The sequence below is a fragment of the Neorhizobium sp. S3-V5DH genome, from assembly GCF_004343065.1.
Classification (GTDB): Bacteria; Pseudomonadota; Alphaproteobacteria; order Rhizobiales; family Rhizobiaceae; genus Neorhizobium; species Neorhizobium huautlense.
Genome location: NZ_SMCL01000009.1, coordinates 155703 through 172791 on the forward strand (window position 1 = coordinate 155703; position 17089 = coordinate 172791).

Annotated in this window: 15 protein-coding genes; 11 read left to right on the plus strand and 4 right to left on the minus strand. The window is 58.7% G+C overall.

The window, feature by feature from the left end:
* Positions 1-5: 5 nt before the first annotated feature.
* Entirely contained in the window at positions 6-1775 is a 1770-nt protein-coding gene (locus EDE09_RS15020) for a glucan ABC transporter ATP-binding protein/ permease (RefSeq protein ID WP_105374644.1), read from the minus strand.
* 306 nt (positions 1776-2081) lie between these two features.
* Between EDE09_RS15020 and EDE09_RS15025 the strand changes: the two genes are divergently transcribed.
* The 5 genes from EDE09_RS15025 to EDE09_RS15045 all read left to right on the plus strand — a co-directional run bounded on the left by EDE09_RS15025 (position 2082) and on the right by EDE09_RS15045 (position 10033).
* Entirely contained in the window at positions 2082-2822 is a 741-nt protein-coding gene (locus tag EDE09_RS15025; protein WP_132411338.1) for a LuxR family transcriptional regulator, read from the plus strand.
* A gap of 128 nt (positions 2823-2950) precedes the next feature.
* Positions 2951-6412 (plus strand): pyruvate carboxylase, encoded by a 3462-nt coding sequence (pyc, locus tag EDE09_RS15030; RefSeq protein ID WP_132411340.1) that lies wholly within the window; start codon positions 2951-2953, stop codon positions 6410-6412.
* A 217-nt stretch (positions 6413-6629) separates the two neighbouring features.
* Complete coding sequence (locus EDE09_RS15035; RefSeq protein ID WP_132411342.1) at positions 6630-7820, plus strand: MFS transporter; 1191 nt, start codon at positions 6630-6632, stop codon at positions 7818-7820.
* Between the two features lie 129 nt (positions 7821-7949).
* Positions 7950-9200: a flavodoxin-dependent (E)-4-hydroxy-3-methylbut-2-enyl-diphosphate synthase gene (ispG, locus tag EDE09_RS15040; protein WP_132411344.1), complete on the plus strand. Its 1251-nt coding sequence runs from the start codon at positions 7950-7952 to the stop codon at positions 9198-9200.
* A gap of 173 nt (positions 9201-9373) precedes the next feature.
* Positions 9374-10033, plus strand: coding sequence for an OmpA family protein (locus EDE09_RS15045; protein ID WP_105374648.1), 660 nt, complete (start codon positions 9374-9376; stop codon positions 10031-10033).
* Positions 10034-10058: 25 nt separating this feature from the next.
* Here the strand turns inward: EDE09_RS15045 and EDE09_RS15050 are convergent, their stop codons facing one another.
* Entirely contained in the window at positions 10059-10691 is a 633-nt protein-coding gene (locus tag EDE09_RS15050) for a LysE family translocator (RefSeq protein WP_207914850.1), read from the minus strand.
* A 15-nt stretch (positions 10692-10706) separates the two neighbouring features.
* Positions 10707-11621, minus strand: coding sequence for a polyprenyl synthetase family protein (locus tag EDE09_RS15055; protein ID WP_132411346.1), 915 nt, complete (start codon positions 11619-11621; stop codon positions 10707-10709).
* A gap of 130 nt (positions 11622-11751) precedes the next feature.
* On the opposite strand from EDE09_RS15055, the gene mtgA reads away from it, so the two are divergent.
* The 4 genes from mtgA to EDE09_RS15075 all read left to right on the plus strand — a co-directional run bounded on the left by mtgA (position 11752) and on the right by EDE09_RS15075 (position 14083).
* Positions 11752-12498 carry a monofunctional biosynthetic peptidoglycan transglycosylase gene (mtgA, locus tag EDE09_RS15060; protein ID WP_207914851.1) on the plus strand — a complete coding sequence of 249 codons (747 nt, stop codon included), beginning with the start codon at positions 11752-11754 and terminating at the stop codon, positions 12496-12498.
* A 72-nt stretch (positions 12499-12570) separates the two neighbouring features.
* Positions 12571-13218 carry a glutathione S-transferase family protein gene (locus EDE09_RS15065; RefSeq protein WP_132411350.1) on the plus strand — a complete coding sequence of 216 codons (648 nt, stop codon included), beginning with the start codon at positions 12571-12573 and terminating at the stop codon, positions 13216-13218.
* Positions 13219-13366: 148 nt separating this feature from the next.
* A complete protein-coding gene (rpmF, locus tag EDE09_RS15070; RefSeq protein WP_003535764.1) occupies positions 13367-13552 on the plus strand; it encodes a 50S ribosomal protein L32 in 186 nt (61 codons plus the stop codon).
* Positions 13553-13675: 123 nt separating this feature from the next.
* Positions 13676-14083, plus strand: a complete 408-nt coding sequence (locus EDE09_RS15075; protein WP_105374672.1) for a hypothetical protein — start codon at positions 13676-13678, stop codon at positions 14081-14083.
* On the opposite strand, the gene phaR is transcribed toward EDE09_RS15075, so the two are convergent.
* The gene (gene phaR, locus EDE09_RS15080; protein ID WP_105374651.1) at positions 14084-14659 is read right to left on the minus strand and encodes a polyhydroxyalkanoate synthesis repressor PhaR; all 576 of its coding nucleotides are present in this window, start codon (positions 14657-14659) and stop codon (positions 14084-14086) included.
* Between the two features lie 248 nt (positions 14660-14907).
* Here phaR and EDE09_RS15085 point away from each other — a divergent pair, with 248 nt between their 5' ends.
* On the plus strand, positions 14908-16089 hold the full coding sequence (locus EDE09_RS15085) for an acetyl-CoA C-acetyltransferase (RefSeq protein WP_105374652.1): 1182 nt from the start codon (positions 14908-14910) through the stop codon (positions 16087-16089).
* A gap of 124 nt (positions 16090-16213) precedes the next feature.
* Positions 16214-16942: a beta-ketoacyl-ACP reductase gene (locus EDE09_RS15090; protein WP_132411352.1), complete on the plus strand. Its 729-nt coding sequence runs from the start codon at positions 16214-16216 to the stop codon at positions 16940-16942.
* Positions 16943-17089: the final 147 nt, after the last annotated feature.

Consider the following 17089-nt stretch of genomic DNA (forward strand, 5'->3'; position numbering starts at 1 on the left):
ACGGTTCAGGCCGTTTGCGGCAGCGGCCCTTCGGGCTGTTTCTCATCCTCGTCATTGAGAATACCGCTGGCCTTGAGAAGCGAAGCAAAACGGCCACCGCTCTGGCTGAGCTCGTCATAGGTGCCCATCTCGATGATCCGGCCATTGTCGAGGAAGATCACCTTGTTGGCATCGCGAACGGTCGAGAGCCGGTGGGCGATGATGAAGGTGGTACGGTCCTGGCGCAGCCTGTCGATCGCGGCCTTCACACGTGCCTCCGTCTCCACATCCAATGCACTGGTTGCCTCGTCGAGAACGAGGATAGGTGCGTTCTTGAGGATGGCGCGGGCAATGGCAATTCGTTGCCGTTCGCCGCCCGAGAGGCGATTGCCACGCTCTCCGACCGGGGTCTCGTAACCGACCAACCGGCTTTCGATGAACTCTGTCGCCGCCGCTGCTTCGGCCGCTCTCGCGATATCCTCCTCGGTGGCGCCCTCGCGCCCGAGGCGAATATTCTCGCTGATCGAACGGTTCAACAGTCCCGCGTCCTGGAACACGGTGGCAATGGACTGGCGGAGCGATTTGCGCGTGATCTTGCTGATATCGGTGCCGTCGATGAGGATCTTGCCCTCCTGGGGATCGTAGACCCGCTGCAGGAGGTTGATAAGGGTCGTCTTGCCGGCACCTGTCGGGCCGACGATCGCAACCGTCTCCCCGGCATTTGCGGTGAAGGAGATGTTGTGGACGCCCTGGCTCGTGCTGGCGAAGCCGAAGGAGACGTTTCGAAACTCCACCTCGCCTCGAACGTCGGAGAGCTCACCGGCATCGACCGGTTCAGCGCGTTCCTCAACCGAATCCTCAAGTGCGAAAAAATCTTCGAGCTTGGCGCGGGCTTCAAAAATCTGCGTGGCGAACTGGCGCAGAAGATCGAGGCGCCCGATGAGAAGATTTGCAAAGCCGATAAAGGCGACGACGTCCCCGACACGCAGTTCGCCCTGTTGGACGAGCACGGTGCCGATCACAAGAATAACACCCATCGATACTGTCGAGGCCGTGCGATTCAAAGCACTGGCAAGAGCCCACCAATCGAGCACCGGATACTGGGCGGCGAGCAGGTCTTTCGTGTAGTTCTTTAGCGCCTTGGTTTCTGCTTCAATTCGATTGTAGCTATGCAGCACCGAGACGTTGCTGATGGCGTCGCTCACATGTGAAAAGACTGTGTGGTAGTGGCTTTCAACGGAGGCTTGCCCTTCCTTGGTGCGATTCATCACCGTCACGCCGATGATCCAGTAGAGAATGCTCAGCACCAGAAGCACGAGGCTCAATCGCCAGTCCATGGAGATGGCTGTCGGAACCAAGAGAACCAAAGCGACTGCCGTGGCAAGATGCGTGCGCATGAATTCGAGCCATAAACCGAACAGGCTTTCGGCGGCACGCAGCAGGGTGTGCAGAGCATTCGACGTACCGCGTTGGCTGTGCCACGCGAGCGGCATGGAGATGATTCGGCCGAAGGCTTCGGTCAGCAAGGATGCGCGGCGGCCATGGGCAAGCCGGTCAGCTTCCCTTGCAACAAGCACATAGGCGATTGTATTGAAAACACCAAATCCAGCCCAGAGCATCAACACAGGGGTAACGTTGCCACCTGAGGAAATGGCATCGATGATTCGGCCGAAAAGGATCGGCTCGGCGATAGTAATGATCGCGAGCACGATATTGGCGACAACCACTGCGGTAACCCGCCATTTGTTCTTCGCCAGATATTTCAGTGCTCGGGCGTAAACCTGGAACAGCGTCAACGAATACCACCTCATTCTTATGGAGCCGCAACTGCGGTCGTGCTTGGTACTTAAAGATCGGAAACGGCAATTCCGCGACGAAGCGGGCGATTAATAGCCCTTCTGCCAGAAATGTTCCTTATACGGCAAGCCTTTGTAAACCTGACCTCCCGGCTAACCCCGAAGTAACTCTTTTCAAGCCGTCAAGAGGCTAAATTTTGCGGTATACCTTCAACGAATGATAACTATGCTGGTCAACTATGGCCCGGGGAATTAACTGAAATTTCACGCAAGCAAAGACGCCAGATGGGCATTTCGGGGGCAGTCTTGAACATTCAGCTGATCATACAGCTCCTGGTATTGGCAGGCGAGACCAAGGCGGAAGCGGAGTTGACGGCCCAGCTAGAATCCCTGCTGGCCGCCTATGGCTTTGAATACTATGGCGTGCTGATACAGCCCCGGATCAACGAAAATCCTATGGACCTGCTGTTGGCAGGCCGTTGGCCCAGCGGTTGGCCGCAGGTGTATGTCACCCGCAGATATGTTCTCATTGATCCGACCATCCGGATGTTGAGCATCGCCCAAAGGCCGTTCCGCTGGCGCGACGCGCTTTTTACGCTCAGGAACGATCCGCACCGGCAGCGCATGCAACGAATGATGCAGGAAGGAATTCGTTACGGTCTACAGGACGGCTACATCTTTCCGGTCTATGGTCGTAACGGGCTTCTGGGAACGATGACGGTCGGTGGCAGGCCCGTCGATCTTTCGCCTGCGGAGATAGCGCTTTTCGATGCGGCAGCGAAAAAGGTCTTCTGGCGCTTTATGGAGATGCGGGGTGAGGCTGCAGCGCTTGAGGCCGCAACCCAAGTCGACACGCAGCTTACGCGCCGAGAGATGGAAGTCGTCGGATTGCTTGCAGAGGGCTTGACCTCCAACGAAATCGCAAAGTCGCTGGAGATATCCAGCCATACCGTCGACTGGTATATCAACGGTTTGCAGGAGAAGCTGCGGGCAAAGAACCGTCAGCATGTCGTTGCCTCTGCCTTCCGCATGGGATTGGTGACTTGAGCAACCGCCGATGACCGAATTATGACATTAATTTAGCGCCAGGCTTCCAGGGAAATTGCACTGAGGCGATTAAGGCGATATGGGTTCTTCGCAGTGCAGCATTTCGATGGCGCCTGGGGAGGTCCGTTTTGCCGATTTCGAAGATTCTCGTTGCCAACCGGTCTGAAATTGCGATCCGCGTTTTTCGGGCTGCGAACGAACTGGGTATTAAAACGGTTGCGATCTGGGCGGAGGAGGACAAACTCTCGCTGCACCGTTTCAAAGCCGACGAAAGCTATCAGGTTGGCCGCGGCCCGCATCTTCCGCGGGACCTGGGCCCGATCGAAAGTTATCTCTCTATCCCCGAAATTATCCGCGTTGCCAAATTGTCCGGCGCGGACGCCATCCATCCCGGATATGGGCTTCTTTCGGAGAGCCCGGAATTTGTCGAAGCCTGCGACGCTGCCGGTATCACCTTCATCGGCCCGAGGGCCGAGACGATGCGTCAGCTCGGCAACAAGGTGGCTGCCCGCAATCTGGCGATTTCAGTCGGCGTACCGGTCGTTCCGGCAACGGAGCCCCTGCCGGATGACTTGGCGGAAGTGGCCAGAATGGCAGCGACGATCGGCTATCCGGTGATGCTGAAAGCCTCTTGGGGCGGCGGCGGGCGCGGAATGCGCGTCATCCGCGCCGAAGCAGATCTCGCCCGCGAGGTGACTGAAGCCAAGCGCGAGGCCATGGCTGCCTTCGGCAAGGACGAGGTCTATCTGGAAAAGCTCGTGGAGCGGGCACGCCACGTGGAGAGCCAGATTCTCGGCGATACCCACGGCAATGCCGTGCATCTTTTCGAGCGAGACTGTTCGATCCAGCGGCGCAACCAGAAGGTCGTGGAACGTGCCCCGGCCCCCTATCTGTCGGAAGCGCAGCGGCAGGAATTGGCCGACTATTCGCTGAAGATCGCCAAGGCGACGAATTATATCGGCGCCGGCACGGTCGAGTATCTGATGGATGCCGAAACCGGCAAATTCTACTTCATCGAAGTCAATCCGCGTATCCAGGTCGAGCATACGGTGACCGAAGTTGTCACCGGCATCGATATCGTCAAGGCGCAGATTCATATCCTCGAAGGCTTTGCGATCGGCACGCCGGAATCGGGCGTACCGACCCAGGAAAATATCCGCCTCAACGGTCATGCGCTCCAGTGCCGCATCACAACGGAAGATCCCGAGCACAATTTCATTCCGGACTACGGCCGTATCACCGCCTATCGTTCGGCGGCCGGCTTCGGCATCCGCCTCGATGGCGGCACGGCCTATTCGGGCGCGGTCATCACCCGCTATTATGACCCGTTGCTGGTCAAGGTGACAGCCGCCGGCTCGACGCCGCAGGAGGCGATCAGCCGCATGGATCGGGCGCTGCGCGAGTTCCGGATTCGCGGCGTGGCGACCAATCTCACCTTCCTCGAAGCGATCATCGGTCACCCGAAGTTTCGCGACAATTCCTATACGACGCGGTTCATCGACACGACGCCTGAGCTCTTCGAGCAGGTCAAACGGCAGGATCGCGCAACCAAGCTGCTGACCTATCTTGCCGACGTAACGGTGAACGGCCATCCGGAAACCAAGGGCCGGCCAGTGCCTTCAGAACAGATGGCAAAGCCGATCATCCCTTACATCAACGGTGATATCCCAGACGGCACGAAACAACGCCTCGATGCCCTTGGTCCGAAGAAGTTCGCCGAATGGATGCGAAGTGAACAGCGCGTGCTGATGACCGACACGACGATGCGTGACGGACATCAATCGTTGCTCGCGACCCGGATGCGCACGTATGATATCGCCCGCGTCGCCGGCGTATATGCACGGGCGCTTCCCACTCTCTTTTCGCTGGAGTGCTGGGGCGGGGCGACCTTCGATGTCTCGATGCGCTTCCTGACCGAAGACCCCTGGGAGCGGTTGGCGTTGATCCGCGAGGGGGCTCCGAACCTGCTCCTGCAGATGCTTTTGCGCGGAGCCAACGGCGTTGGCTACAAGAACTATCCTGATAACGTCGTCAAATATTTTGTCCGCCAAGCGGCGAAAGGCGGCATCGATCTCTTCCGCGTTTTCGATTGCCTGAACTGGGTCGAGAACATGCGTGTCTCGATGGATGCCGTTCAGGAGGAAAACAGGCTCTGTGAAGCGGCGATCTGCTATACGGGCGACCTCCTGAACTCTGCCCGGCCGAAATACGACCTCAAATATTACGTCGCTTTGGCCGAGGAACTGGAAAAGGCAGGTGCCCATATCATCGCGCTGAAGGATATGGCAGGCCTTCTGAAGCCCGCCGCCGCTCGCGTCCTGTTCAAGGCGCTGCGCGAGGCCACCAGCCTGCCGATCCACTTTCATACGCATGACACGTCCGGCATATCTGCTGCCACCGTGCTTGCCGCAGTCGACGCAGGCGTCGATGCCGTCGATGCCGCCATGGATGCGCTATCTGGCAATACCTCGCAGCCGTGCCTCGGATCGATCGTCGAGGCGCTGTCGGGCACCGAGCGTGACCCGGGTCTTGATCCGGAATGGATCCGCCGCATCTCCTTCTATTGGGAAGCGGTGCGGGGCCAATATGCAGCCTTTGAAAGCGATCTCAAGGGACCGGCTTCCGAAGTCTATCTCCATGAAATGCCGGGGGGCCAGTTCACCAATCTCAAGGAGCAGGCCCGCTCGCTCGGCCTTGAAACGAAATGGCATAAGGTCGCCCAGACCTATGCCGACGTGAACCAAATGTTCGGCGACATCGTCAAGGTGACGCCGTCCTCGAAGGTCGTCGGCGACATGGCGCTGATGATGGTCTCCCAGGACCTGACGGTGGCCGATGTCGAGAACCCAGCCAAGGATATCGCCTTTCCGGAATCGGTCGTTTCCATGCTGAAGGGCGATCTTGGCCAGCCGCCGTCCGGTTGGCCGGAAGCGTTGCAGAAGAAGGCGCTGAAGGGCGAAGAGCCCTATACAGCGCGTCCGGGCTCGCTGCTGGCGGAAGCCGATCTCGATGCAGAACGCAAGGTCATCGAGGAGAAGCTCGGCAGAAAGATCGACGACTTCGAATTCGCTTCCTATCTTATGTATCCCAAGGTGTTTACCGACTTTGCCTTGGCGATCGATACCTATGGACCGGTTTCCGTCCTGCCGACACCTGCGTATTTCTACGGGCTGAAAGATGGCGAGGAACTGTTTGCGGATATCGAGAAAGGCAAGACGCTGGTCATCGTCAACCAGGCGATGAGCGCTACCGATGCGCAGGGCATGGTGACGGCCTTCTTCGAACTGAACGGTCAGCCGCGCCGCATCAAGGTGCCGGACCGGGCGCATGGCGCATCCGGGGGCGCGATTCGCCGCAAGGCTGAGCTTGGCAATGGTCTGCATCTCGGCGCGCCCATGCCTGGCGTGATCTCGACAGTCGCCGTCTCCACCGGCCAATCGGTCAAGGCTGGCGACGTGTTGCTCTCTATCGAAGCGATGAAGATGGAGACCGCGCTTCATGCGGAAAAGGACGGCGTGATCGCTGAGGTCCTTGTCAAGGCTGGCGACCAGATCGATGCAAAGGATCTGCTGATCGTTTACGGCGGCTGATTCTTTTACTGACGTTATTTCTTGAAATGCATCGAGGCCAGAGGCGCCATCCATTCGGAATGGCGCCTCCAATCTTTTGTCCTGCGGCCAATCCTGAGAACCTTTTGGATCGTCGCCGGTTTCGTTCGCACATAATTTGTGAGAGACGGGCCGCCAATGCGCCGTTGCAATTTCAATCGATTTAAATATGGTCGCGACAACCAGAAGGATTGGACGTATGGATACTCGCGCACCTCTCAACCCTCCTATTCGGTCTGAAAAATTCATTACCCGCGAAAGGGTAGGCGTATCGCTGCTGTTCCTGATGAACGGCTTCATGGTGGGCGCATGGGCTCCAAAAATTCCGGAATTTGCAAGCCGTCTCAGCCTGGACGAAGGGGCTCTCGGGTTGATGATCCTGACATTCGGGCTCGGATCGATCGTGATGATGCCGCTCGCCGGCAGCCAGATCGCCCGCTTCGGATCGAGCCAGGTTTCCAAATGGACGGCGGTTTTGCTCACGCCGACGTTGCTGTTTCTCACCTGGGTCGGCGGGATCTGGACCGGGGCAATCGCCATCTTCCTTTTTGGGGGCCTGATCGGGGCAATGGATGTCGCGATGAATGCGAATGCGGTGTCGGTCGAGAAGCGCATGCGGCGTGCCATCATGTCCTCCTGCCACGCCTTCTGGAGCTTAGGCGGCCTGATCGGCTCCTCGACCGGCGGCTTCCTGATCGAGCATATAGGGGTTTCCCCCCATGCGATCCTCGTCACAGCACTGGCGGCGCTGATGATCGTCGCGGCTTGGCGGACGGTGTTGCATGACGCACCGCATCCCGACGAGGGGCATCATGGCAAGAGTCGCCTGCCGCTTTCGCCGCTTCCCTGGCTCCTTGGCATCATGGCCCTGTTCTGCATGATACCGGAAGGCGCCATCCTCGACTGGGGTGCGCTTTATCTCCGTAACGAACTTGCGGCCTCCGTCACGCTGTCCGGTTTCGCGTTCGCTGCTTTCTCTCTGACCATGGCGGCGATGCGTTTTGCGGGTGACCTCATCCGCGACCGGTTCGGCGCCGTCATGACGCTTCGCGTCTGTTCAGTGATTGCAATCCTTGGTCTGCTGTTGATCGGCTTTGCCGAGAATACGGCAATGGCGATCGCGGGCTTTGCGCTGACGGGTATTGGCATTTCCAACATTGTGCCGATCGCCTTTTCCGCCGCCGGCAACCTGCCCGGGATGGCACCCGGTGTCGGTCTCTCGGTCGTTACGACGATGGGATATTCCGGCATTCTCGTGGCGCCGTCGGCAATCGGCTTCATTGCCGAGCACACCGGGCTTGCTGTGATCTTTGCAGCCCTCTCCATCCTGATCGCAGTGGCCTTGCTGCTGTCACCGCTTGCAAGGCACGCCGACAACGCCCATCACTAAAAAGGCGCAATCGCGCGCTGATGGAAGAAGAGCGCCTGCTGCGATAAAGTGCGTGGCGGGCCGGTTGACAACCCGCAAACCATACGCCACCTGAAAGGCGCTCCTATTTTCAAGGCGACGAGAAGCTCCATGTCCTCACCCGTCGATTATGATCCCAAGCCGCGGCGTGCCACCGTTGCGGTCGATGTCGGTGGCGTCATCGTCGGCGGCGGCGCGCCCGTCGTCGTTCAGTCGATGACCAATACGGATACTGCCGACATTGATGCGACGGTCGCGCAGGTCGCCGCGCTCTACAAGGCTGGTTCGGAAATCGTCCGCATCACCGTCGACCGTGACGAGAGTGCTGCAGCGGTACCAAAAATCCGCGAGCGCTTGTTGCGGCTCGGCATGGACGTGCCGTTGGTCGGCGATTTCCACTATATCGGCCATAAGCTGCTTGCCGACCATCCGGCCTGCGCCAAAGCGCTGGCTAAATATCGCATCAATCCGGGCAATGTCGGTTTCAAGGACAAAAAGGACAAGCAGTTCGGCGACATCATCGAGATGGCGATCCGCTACGACAAGCCGGTGCGCATCGGCGTCAACTGGGGTTCGCTCGACCAGGATCTCCTGACCACGTTGATGGACCGCAACGCCACCGAGGGTTCGCCGCTTTCCGCCCGTCAGGTCATGCATGAGGCCATCGTCCAATCCGCGCTAATTTCCGCAGAGCTTGCCGAGCAGATCGGCCTGCCACGCAACCGAATCATTCTGTCGGCTAAGGTCAGCCAGGTGCAGGACCTGATCGCTGTCTATTCCATGCTTGCCGAGCGCTCCAACCACGCGTTGCACCTTGGCCTCACCGAAGCCGGCATGGGATCGAAAGGCATCGTCGCCTCGTCTGCGGCAATGGGTTATGTGCTGCAGCATGGGATCGGCGACACGATCCGGGTCTCGCTGACGCCGGAGCCGAACGGCGACCGCACCCGCGAGGTTCAGGTGGCGCAGGAACTGCTGCAGGTCATGGGCTTCCGCCAGTTCGTGCCGGTGGTCGCGGCCTGTCCCGGTTGCGGCCGCACGACGTCGACAGTTTTCCAGGAGCTGGCGCAGAACATCCAGAACGACATCCGCAAGAACATGCCGGTCTGGCGCGAGAAATATCCAGGCGTCGAAGCGCTTAACGTCGCCGTCATGGGCTGCATCGTCAACGGGCCCGGCGAAAGCAAGCATGCCGATATCGGGATTTCGCTGCCCGGCACCGGCGAGACGCCGGCGGCACCGGTTTTCATCGATGGCCAGAAGGCTATGACGCTGCGCGGCCCGAATATCGCCGCCGATTTCGAGAAACTCGTCATCGAGTATATCGAACAGCGCTTCGGGCACCGCTCGGCTGCAGAGTAATTTGGTTCCCAAGAGCCGCCACGCCAACACGTTGCAATCGTCGACGAGGTTGGTCAGTCCCGGAATGCCAGCTGTTGGACAAAAGGGGCTACCGAGTGCCGAAGCCTCTCCTCGCTATTGCCGCAATTCGTGGTAAATGAGATGTCACCATTGACGACGGGGACTTCAACTTCATGCTCAAGAAAATCGCAATCGTCGCACTTTGCGCGACCTATCTCTCTGCCTGCACCACAACCGACCCGTATACGGGTGAACAAAAGGTTTCCAACACCGCTGGTGGTGCCGTGATCGGTGCCGGCCTGGGCGCACTTGCCGGCGGGCTGACGGGAGGACGCCATGCGGGTCGCAATGCTCTGATCGGCGCCGGTATCGGTGCGCTGGCCGGCGGCGGGATTGGCGCCTATATGGACAATCAGGAAGCGGAATTACGTGCCGAGCTTCAGGGCACGGGCGTTTCCGTGACGCGCGTCGGCGATCGCATCATCCTCAACATGCCGTCCAACATCACCTTTGCGACCGACCAGGATCAGGTGATCCCGCCATTCTACAGAACCCTCGATTCGGTAGCGGTCGTGCTGAACAAGTTCAACAAGACCTTTATCGATGTAAACGGGCATACCGATTCGACCGGCAGCCTCTCGCATAACCAAGGGCTGTCGGAACGCCGTGCTGCGTCGGTTGCGAACTATCTGGCAGGCCGCGGGGTCGACCAGCGCCGCATGTCGACGATGGGTTTTGGTCCGTCGCAACCGGTTGCGTCTAACGCGACCTCGGATGGTCGCGCGCAGAACCGCCGCGTCGAAGTGGCGATCGCTCCGATTACGCAGGGCTGATTTTTGAAAAACTCTGACGAGTCGTCTAGATGCGGCTCGTCAGAAGCTTGAACCCGGCAACGCTATAGAAGACGGCCATCGTGCCTTCGATCCAGCGCCGCGCCCCCCTGTAGCCGCGCAGCGCGCGGGACGTCGAAAACACCATTGCATAGCTGGTGAAGACCGTCAGGCTGGATATCATACAGACGGCAATGATCAGGATGATCGCCGAAGTCGACGCGTTTTCGGGCAGACCCAGCGAAATGATCGCCAGCCAGGCAAAGATAGCCTTCGGATTGGTCAGGTGGATCATGTAGCCGCGCAACCAAAGCTGGCGTGCCGTATAATCCGTCCGGGCATTGCCGATTGCGGCTTTTGCATCCGGTGAGCGTGCGGATTTATAAGCCTTCCAGGCGAGATAGATCAGGTAGAGCCCGCCAAGGATTTTCAGGATCTCCAGTGCAAGCGCATAGTTGCGCAGCAGCGCCGCTAGGCCAAGCGCTGCGGCGCAGGCCCAGGTGAAAGAACCGCATCCGATACCGAGTGCGGTGATCAACCCGGCGCGGCGGCCTTGCGAGATCGAGGCGCCGATGATCGCGAAATTGGCCGGGCCGGGGCTTGCGACGTTGATGATATAGGCGACATAGGCGGGCCACATATAGATCAGGATCTCAGGCAAGGTCTTCCCTCGGGGTCAATTGTCTCGGCTGGCGATGAAGCGCGCCGCTTCCTGCAGAATAAGCGCCTTTTCTCCGTAGGGCGCAAGAAGGCCGATAGCTTCATTGGTCAGTACTTCGAGCCTCTTTTCAGCCCAATCCCTGCCATGGAGGCCGACCAGCGTTCCCTTGCCGCGCGCGGCATCCTTGCCAGCCGCCTTCCCCAAGGTGGAGGCATCGGAGGTGAGGTCGAGCAGATCGTCGGCGAGCTGATAGGCAAGGCCGATCTTTTGGCCGAAAAGACGAAGTCTTTCCCGATCGGCCGCCGGCGACCCGGCGACGATGGCGCCTGCCTCGCAAGCAAACCGCAGCAGCGCACCGGTCTTCATTGCCTGCAAGGTCACGATACCGGCTTCATCCGGCGCTGATTTTTCTGCGGCAAGGTCAAGAGCCTGTCCGCCTGCCATGCCGCCAGGGCCTGCTGCCCGCGCCAGTGCCAGCACAAGCTCTGTCTTGAGCCTGTCCGCAAGCGTGGTTTCCGGAGCCGCGATGATGTCGAAAGCATAGGTCAGAAGACTATCGCCGGCGAGGATAGCTGTCGCTTCGTCAAAAGCCCTGTGAACGGTCGGCTGGCCCCGCCGCAGATCGTCGTCGTCCATGGCCGGAAGATCGTCGTGAATCAGCGAATAGCAGTGAAGGCATTCGAGCGCCACGCTGACACGAAGCGCGGCATCGGATGACCCGCCGAGAAGAACCGCGCTTTCGCGCAACAGAAAGGGCCGAAGCCTTTTCCCACCGTTCAAGGAGCCGTGCCGCATGGCTGCCATCAGGTGTGCCGGGCGTGCGATCTCATCCGGCAGGGCGGCATCGGAAAGCACCGAAGCAAGCAAGGCTTCCGTCTCGGAAGCGCTTTGTCGTAAGCGCTCGTCAAATGCAGGTTTGGTGTCCGTCATGGCCGCTGTTTGGCATGCCAACCGTTGGCAAGCAACGGAGATTTACCAGTACACCGGAAGTTTCGGCGCCGGACTCGCCTTGGAAGCATTCACCGGTTATGAAATTGCTAAGCATGGGATAAGCGGGATATTGGACATTTCACCCGAACAGCACGCGGACGAAGAGGAGTCCGTCATGAGGACGCGGCGGGACCGTCTGTTGTCCAATAGGCTGACGCGTCGCTTTCTCTCAATTGCGGTCGTCGTCCTGGTGCTGCCCTACCTGTTGATCCTGGTCTACGCCATACCGTTTACTCGCCCTGTCTCGACCTTGATGCTCTCAGAACTGATCCTTTTCCGTGGCTATGATCGGCGCTGGGTTAGTCTCGACGACATCTCGCCCAACCTGGTGCGTTCGGTCATGATGTCGGAAGACGGACAGTTCTGCTTCCATGGTGGCGTTGACTGGGCCCAGATGCGCGGTGTGGTGGAGGATGCCCTTGACGGCGAAGCGACACGCGGAGCCAGCACGATTCCCATGCAGACGGTCAAGAACCTGTTCCTCTGGAATGGTCGTTCGTTCATCCGCAAAGGTCTCGAACTGCCTCTCGCAATCGGCGGCGACTTCGTGTGGTCGAAGCGTCGGATAATGGAGATTTATCTCAATATCGCTGAATGGGGCCCTGGCATCTACGGGGCAGAGGCGGCAGCCCAATATCATTTTAAAGTGCCGGCCGCAAAGCTCAACGCGCGGCAGGCAGCGCTTCTGGCTGTGGCGCTTCCCAATCCCATCACCCGGGCCGCGGGCAAGCCCGGCCGCGGAATGCAGCGCTTGGCCGCAGTCGTCGAGCGGCGTGCCCGCAGCTCCGCCGATTATATCAAATGCATTTATGGCTGACTTCGCGCAATTTCATTGGTTGTTGTCCGGCGGGCCGATTATAGGCAGGTAAAACCTGCTGGAGGCGCCGTCGTGGAAAAGCTCATCCTTTATATCGGCAACAAGAACTATTCGTCATGGTCCTTCCGCCCATGGATTGCGATGACGGGAGCTGGGATTCCGTTCGAAGAGGTGCTGATACCGTTCGATTTTCCAGCAGGGAATCCGAGGTTCAAGCCGATATCGCCAACCGGCAAGGTGCCCGTGCTGCATCATGGGGACCTGCGCGTCTGGGAGTCGCTGGCGATCATTGAATATGTCGCCGAGCTTTTCCCCGAAAGGCGCGTCTGGCCAAAAGCGGCGCCCGACCGAGCGATAGCCCGGTCGATTTCGGTTGAGATGCTTGCTGGGTTCAGAGCGTTGCGCAACGCCTGCCCGATGAATATCCGACGGCCAAAGCGCAAAATTGAACTGGCCGAAGGCGTGATGGACGACGTAGCCCGGATTTCCGCGATCTGGCGGGAACTGCGCGCGACGTCCGGCGGGCCATTTCTATTCGGCGAGTTCTCCGCAGCGGATGCGATGTTCGCACCGGTCGTTAATCGGTTTGACGTTTATGATCTTGTGTCGGATGCAGATACGCTCGCTTACATGGCGGCGATGAAATCCCATCCCGCTTGGCTCCAATGGCAGGAAGCGGCGCTTGCCGAAACTTGGATCGTGCCGGAAGACGAGGCGTAAGCCTCATATTTACAAAAAATCCCGCTGAGGACTGGTCAAACCCCTGCAGGGCATGTATAAGCCGCCCAAATTTCCGAGATCGAGACATGCCCAATCGGCCTCAGTTCCGGCCGGGGATCATGTTTTGCACGAAAGTGGAGTAACGAAAATGGCTGTACCGAAGAGAAAAACGAGCCCGTCCAAGCGCGGTATGCGCCGCTCCGCCGACGCGCTCAAGGCTCCGACCTATATCGAAGACAAGAACTCCGGCGAACTTCGCCGTCCGCATCACATCGACCTGAAGACCGGTATGTACCGTGGCCGCCAGGTTCTGACGCCGAAGGAAAACGCGTAAGCGTTTTAGCAGGCAGTTTGCATGAGGGCCGGCTTTGCCGGCCTTTTTTGTTTCAGCGATGTCTTGCGGAAAGCGCGAGCAGCCATCACAGTCCGGCCGACCAATCATTGTTTGGAGTCTGCCATGCTCGCTGCCCTGCCGTTGATGATCATTCCGTTCGTTCTCTACAATCTTGCGATGTTGGGAACGATGGGCGGGGGCGGAGTGGCTTCGCTCGACAATGTCTTGATCTCGCTGCGGATGCTCTCCGGCGCGGAGTGGACGATGACGCTGGGCGACGTTCTGATCGTGGTTGCGTTGTTTTTTCTCTTCGTGGAAATCCTGAAGGCGAGCCGCAACGGTCGCGGCTCGCTTTTCAATCACATGCTCTCAATGCTGACCTTCGTCGGATATCTGACGGAATTCCTGTTGGTCAGAGATGCTGCAACGCAGATATTCTTCATCTTGATGATCATAACATTCATCGACGTCATCGGCGGCTTTGCAGTCGCGATCCGTTCGGCCGGGCGGGATGTATCGATCGGGCTTTAATCAGAGATTGTCGAGCCGGCTTTGAAGGTTGCGAAGCTGTTCTTTCAGTTCGTCGATATCCTTCGAATCCGCCTTCTTTTGAGCTGCGGCTGGTGGCTGGCCCGTGAAGGGGGAAAACATCTGCACCGCCTGACGGAACATCTCAGTGTTCCGACGCACCTGCTCTTCCATCAATTGCATCGGCGCCTGCAGGTTTTTGCTGAGCGGCGTATCGCCAAAGGCCTTGGCCATCTGCTCCCGCATCTGCGTTTGCTGCTCCGTAAAGGTCTTCATCGAGTGTTCGAGAAAAGTCGGCACGACCATCTGCATCTGGTCGCCGTAATAGGAAATCAACTGCCGGAGAAACGAGATGGGCAGCAGGGTGTTCCCCGTCTTTGATTCCTGCTCGAAGATGATCTGCGTCAGAACGGAATGGGTAATGTCCTCGCCGGTCTTGGCATCCTGAACCAGGAACTCCTCTCCTTTCTTGACCATTTTTGCCAGGTCCTCCAGCGTCACATAAGTGCTGGTGCCTGTATTGTAGAGGCGTCGGTTGGCATATTTCTTGATTATGATTTCGCCTTCGGTCTTCGCCATAATTGCCTCCTGCTCCCGTCAACGTGGTTGTTTTTTGTCGATGGCGTTGCGCTCCCAAGAGGAATGTAAGCCTAAATGAAGCAGGCTGACAATCGATTTGTGCGGCGCGGCGATTGCTTTGTTGCGCAGCAAATCCGCGAAATCTCAAGGCCAATTTCCAACACAGCCTGCTGATGCGCCCCGGCGTTTGACTCTGCGGCCAAGCTTTGCCAGTCTCGTGAGCAATATCGAATAAGAGGAGACCTCCCATGGCTAATCCATCCATCGTGATCGCATCGGCTGCCCGCACTGCCGTCGGCTCGTTCAACGGTGCCTTCGCCAATGTCCAGGCCCACGAACTCGGCGCTGCGGCGATCAAAGGCGCGCTTGCCCGCGCCGGTGTCGATGCGTCCGACGTGGACGAGGTCATCCTTGGGCAGGTGCTGCCGGCGGGCGAAGGCCAGAATCCGGCGCGCCAGGCTGCGATGAAAGCCGGTGTTCCCAAGGAGGCAACCGCTTGGGGAGTGAATCAGCTTTGCGGTTCGGGCCTGCGTGCCGTGGCACTCGGAATGCAGCAGATTGCTTTGGGTGACGCAAAGATCATCGTCGCAGGCGGCCAGGAGTCCATGTCCATGGCTCCGCACTGCGCTCATCTGCGCGGTGGCGTGAAGATGGGCGATTTCAAGATGATCGATACGATGATCAAGGACGGGCTCACAGACGCCTTCTACGGCTATCACATGGGGATTACGGCGGAGAACATTGCGCGCCAGTGGCAGCTCTCCCGCGAAGAGCAGGATCAGTTTGCCGTCTCTTCCCAAAACAAGGCAGAAGCGGCGCAAGCTGCAGGCCGTTTCAAGGATGAGATCATTCCCTACGTCATTCAAACGAGAAAAGGCGACGTGACCGTCGATAACGACGAGTACATCCGTGCGGGTGCAACAATGGACGCGATGACAAAGCTCCGCCCGGCTTTCGACAAGGAAGGCACGGTCACTGCCGGCAACGCATCCGGCCTCAACGACGGTGCGGCGGCCACCGTGCTCATGACAGAAGAAGAAGCCAAGCGCCGAGGCATTGCGCCTTTGGTCCGCATCGCTTCCTGGGCTACCGCCGGTGTCGATCCGCAGATCATGGGTACCGGCCCGATTCCTGCTTCCCGCAAGGCGCTGGAGAGAGCCGGCTGGTCTGTCAATGATCTCGATCTTGTCGAAGCGAATGAAGCCTTTGCGGCGCAGGCTTGCGCGGTCAACAAGGACCTCGGCTGGGATCCCTCGATCGTCAACGTCAATGGCGGTGCCATTGCCATCGGCCATCCGATTGGGGCATCCGGTGCCCGCGTTCTTAATACGCTTCTCTTCGAAATGAAGCGTCGCGGCGCCAAGAAGGGTCTCGCAACACTTTGCATCGGTGGCGGTATGGGCGTTGCCATGTGTCTCGAAGCAATGTGATTTTCGCGGGATAGCTCCGCTTGCTCGAAGCCGGAAGGCGGAGTTGTTCCTGGCGCGAGTCTGTCAAAATCCGTAAGCATTTGGTTACGCAGAAGGACCGTATCACAAAGGGAAGGGAAGTGGCATGAGCAGGGTTGCATTGGTTTCGGGAGGAACGCGTGGTATCGGGGCGGCGATTTCAATTGCGCTCAAGGCCGCGGGTTATCGGGTGGCGGCCAACTTTGCCGGCAATGAGGAGAAGGCAAAAGCCTTCTATAACGAGACGGGAATTCCGGTCTTCAAATGGGACGTATCGAGCTACCAAGCATGCGCTGAAGGTATCGCCAAAGTCGAAGCAGAACTCGGACCGATCGATGTCCTTGTGAACAATGCCGGTATCACGCGCGATGGCATGTTCCACAAGATGACCCCGGAACAATGGAACGAGGTGATCGGTACCAATCTTACAGGACTTTTCAACATGACGCATCCGGTCTGGGCCGGGATGCGTGACCGCGGGTTCGGTCGCATCGTCAACATATCTTCCATCAATGGCCAGAAAGGCCAGATGGGGCAGGTGAATTACTCCGCGGCCAAGGCAGGTGATCTCGGCTTCACCAGGGCGCTTGCTCAGGAGGGAGCGGCGAAGAACATCACCGTCAATGCGGTTTGCCCGGGATATATCGGCACAGAGATGGTGCGAGCTGTTCCGGAAAAGGTGCTCAACGAACGGATCATTCCGCAGATTCCGGTCGGTCGTCTTGGCGAACCGGAGGAGATAGCCCGCTGCGTCGTTTTCCTTGCTTCCGACGAAGCAGGCTTCATTACCGGGTCGACGCTTTCGGCAAACGGCGGCCAGTTTATGGCCGGATAATTTCCGCCATTAACCGTCTGCCGTGACTAGGGGCCATATTGGCAGGCGATCCCGCCTGCCAATATGGTTAACGTGTTGTTATAATACGAGATATTGTGGTGAACAAACCGAGAAGCAGCCGATGTCGCCGATTCGTCAGCGATTTGT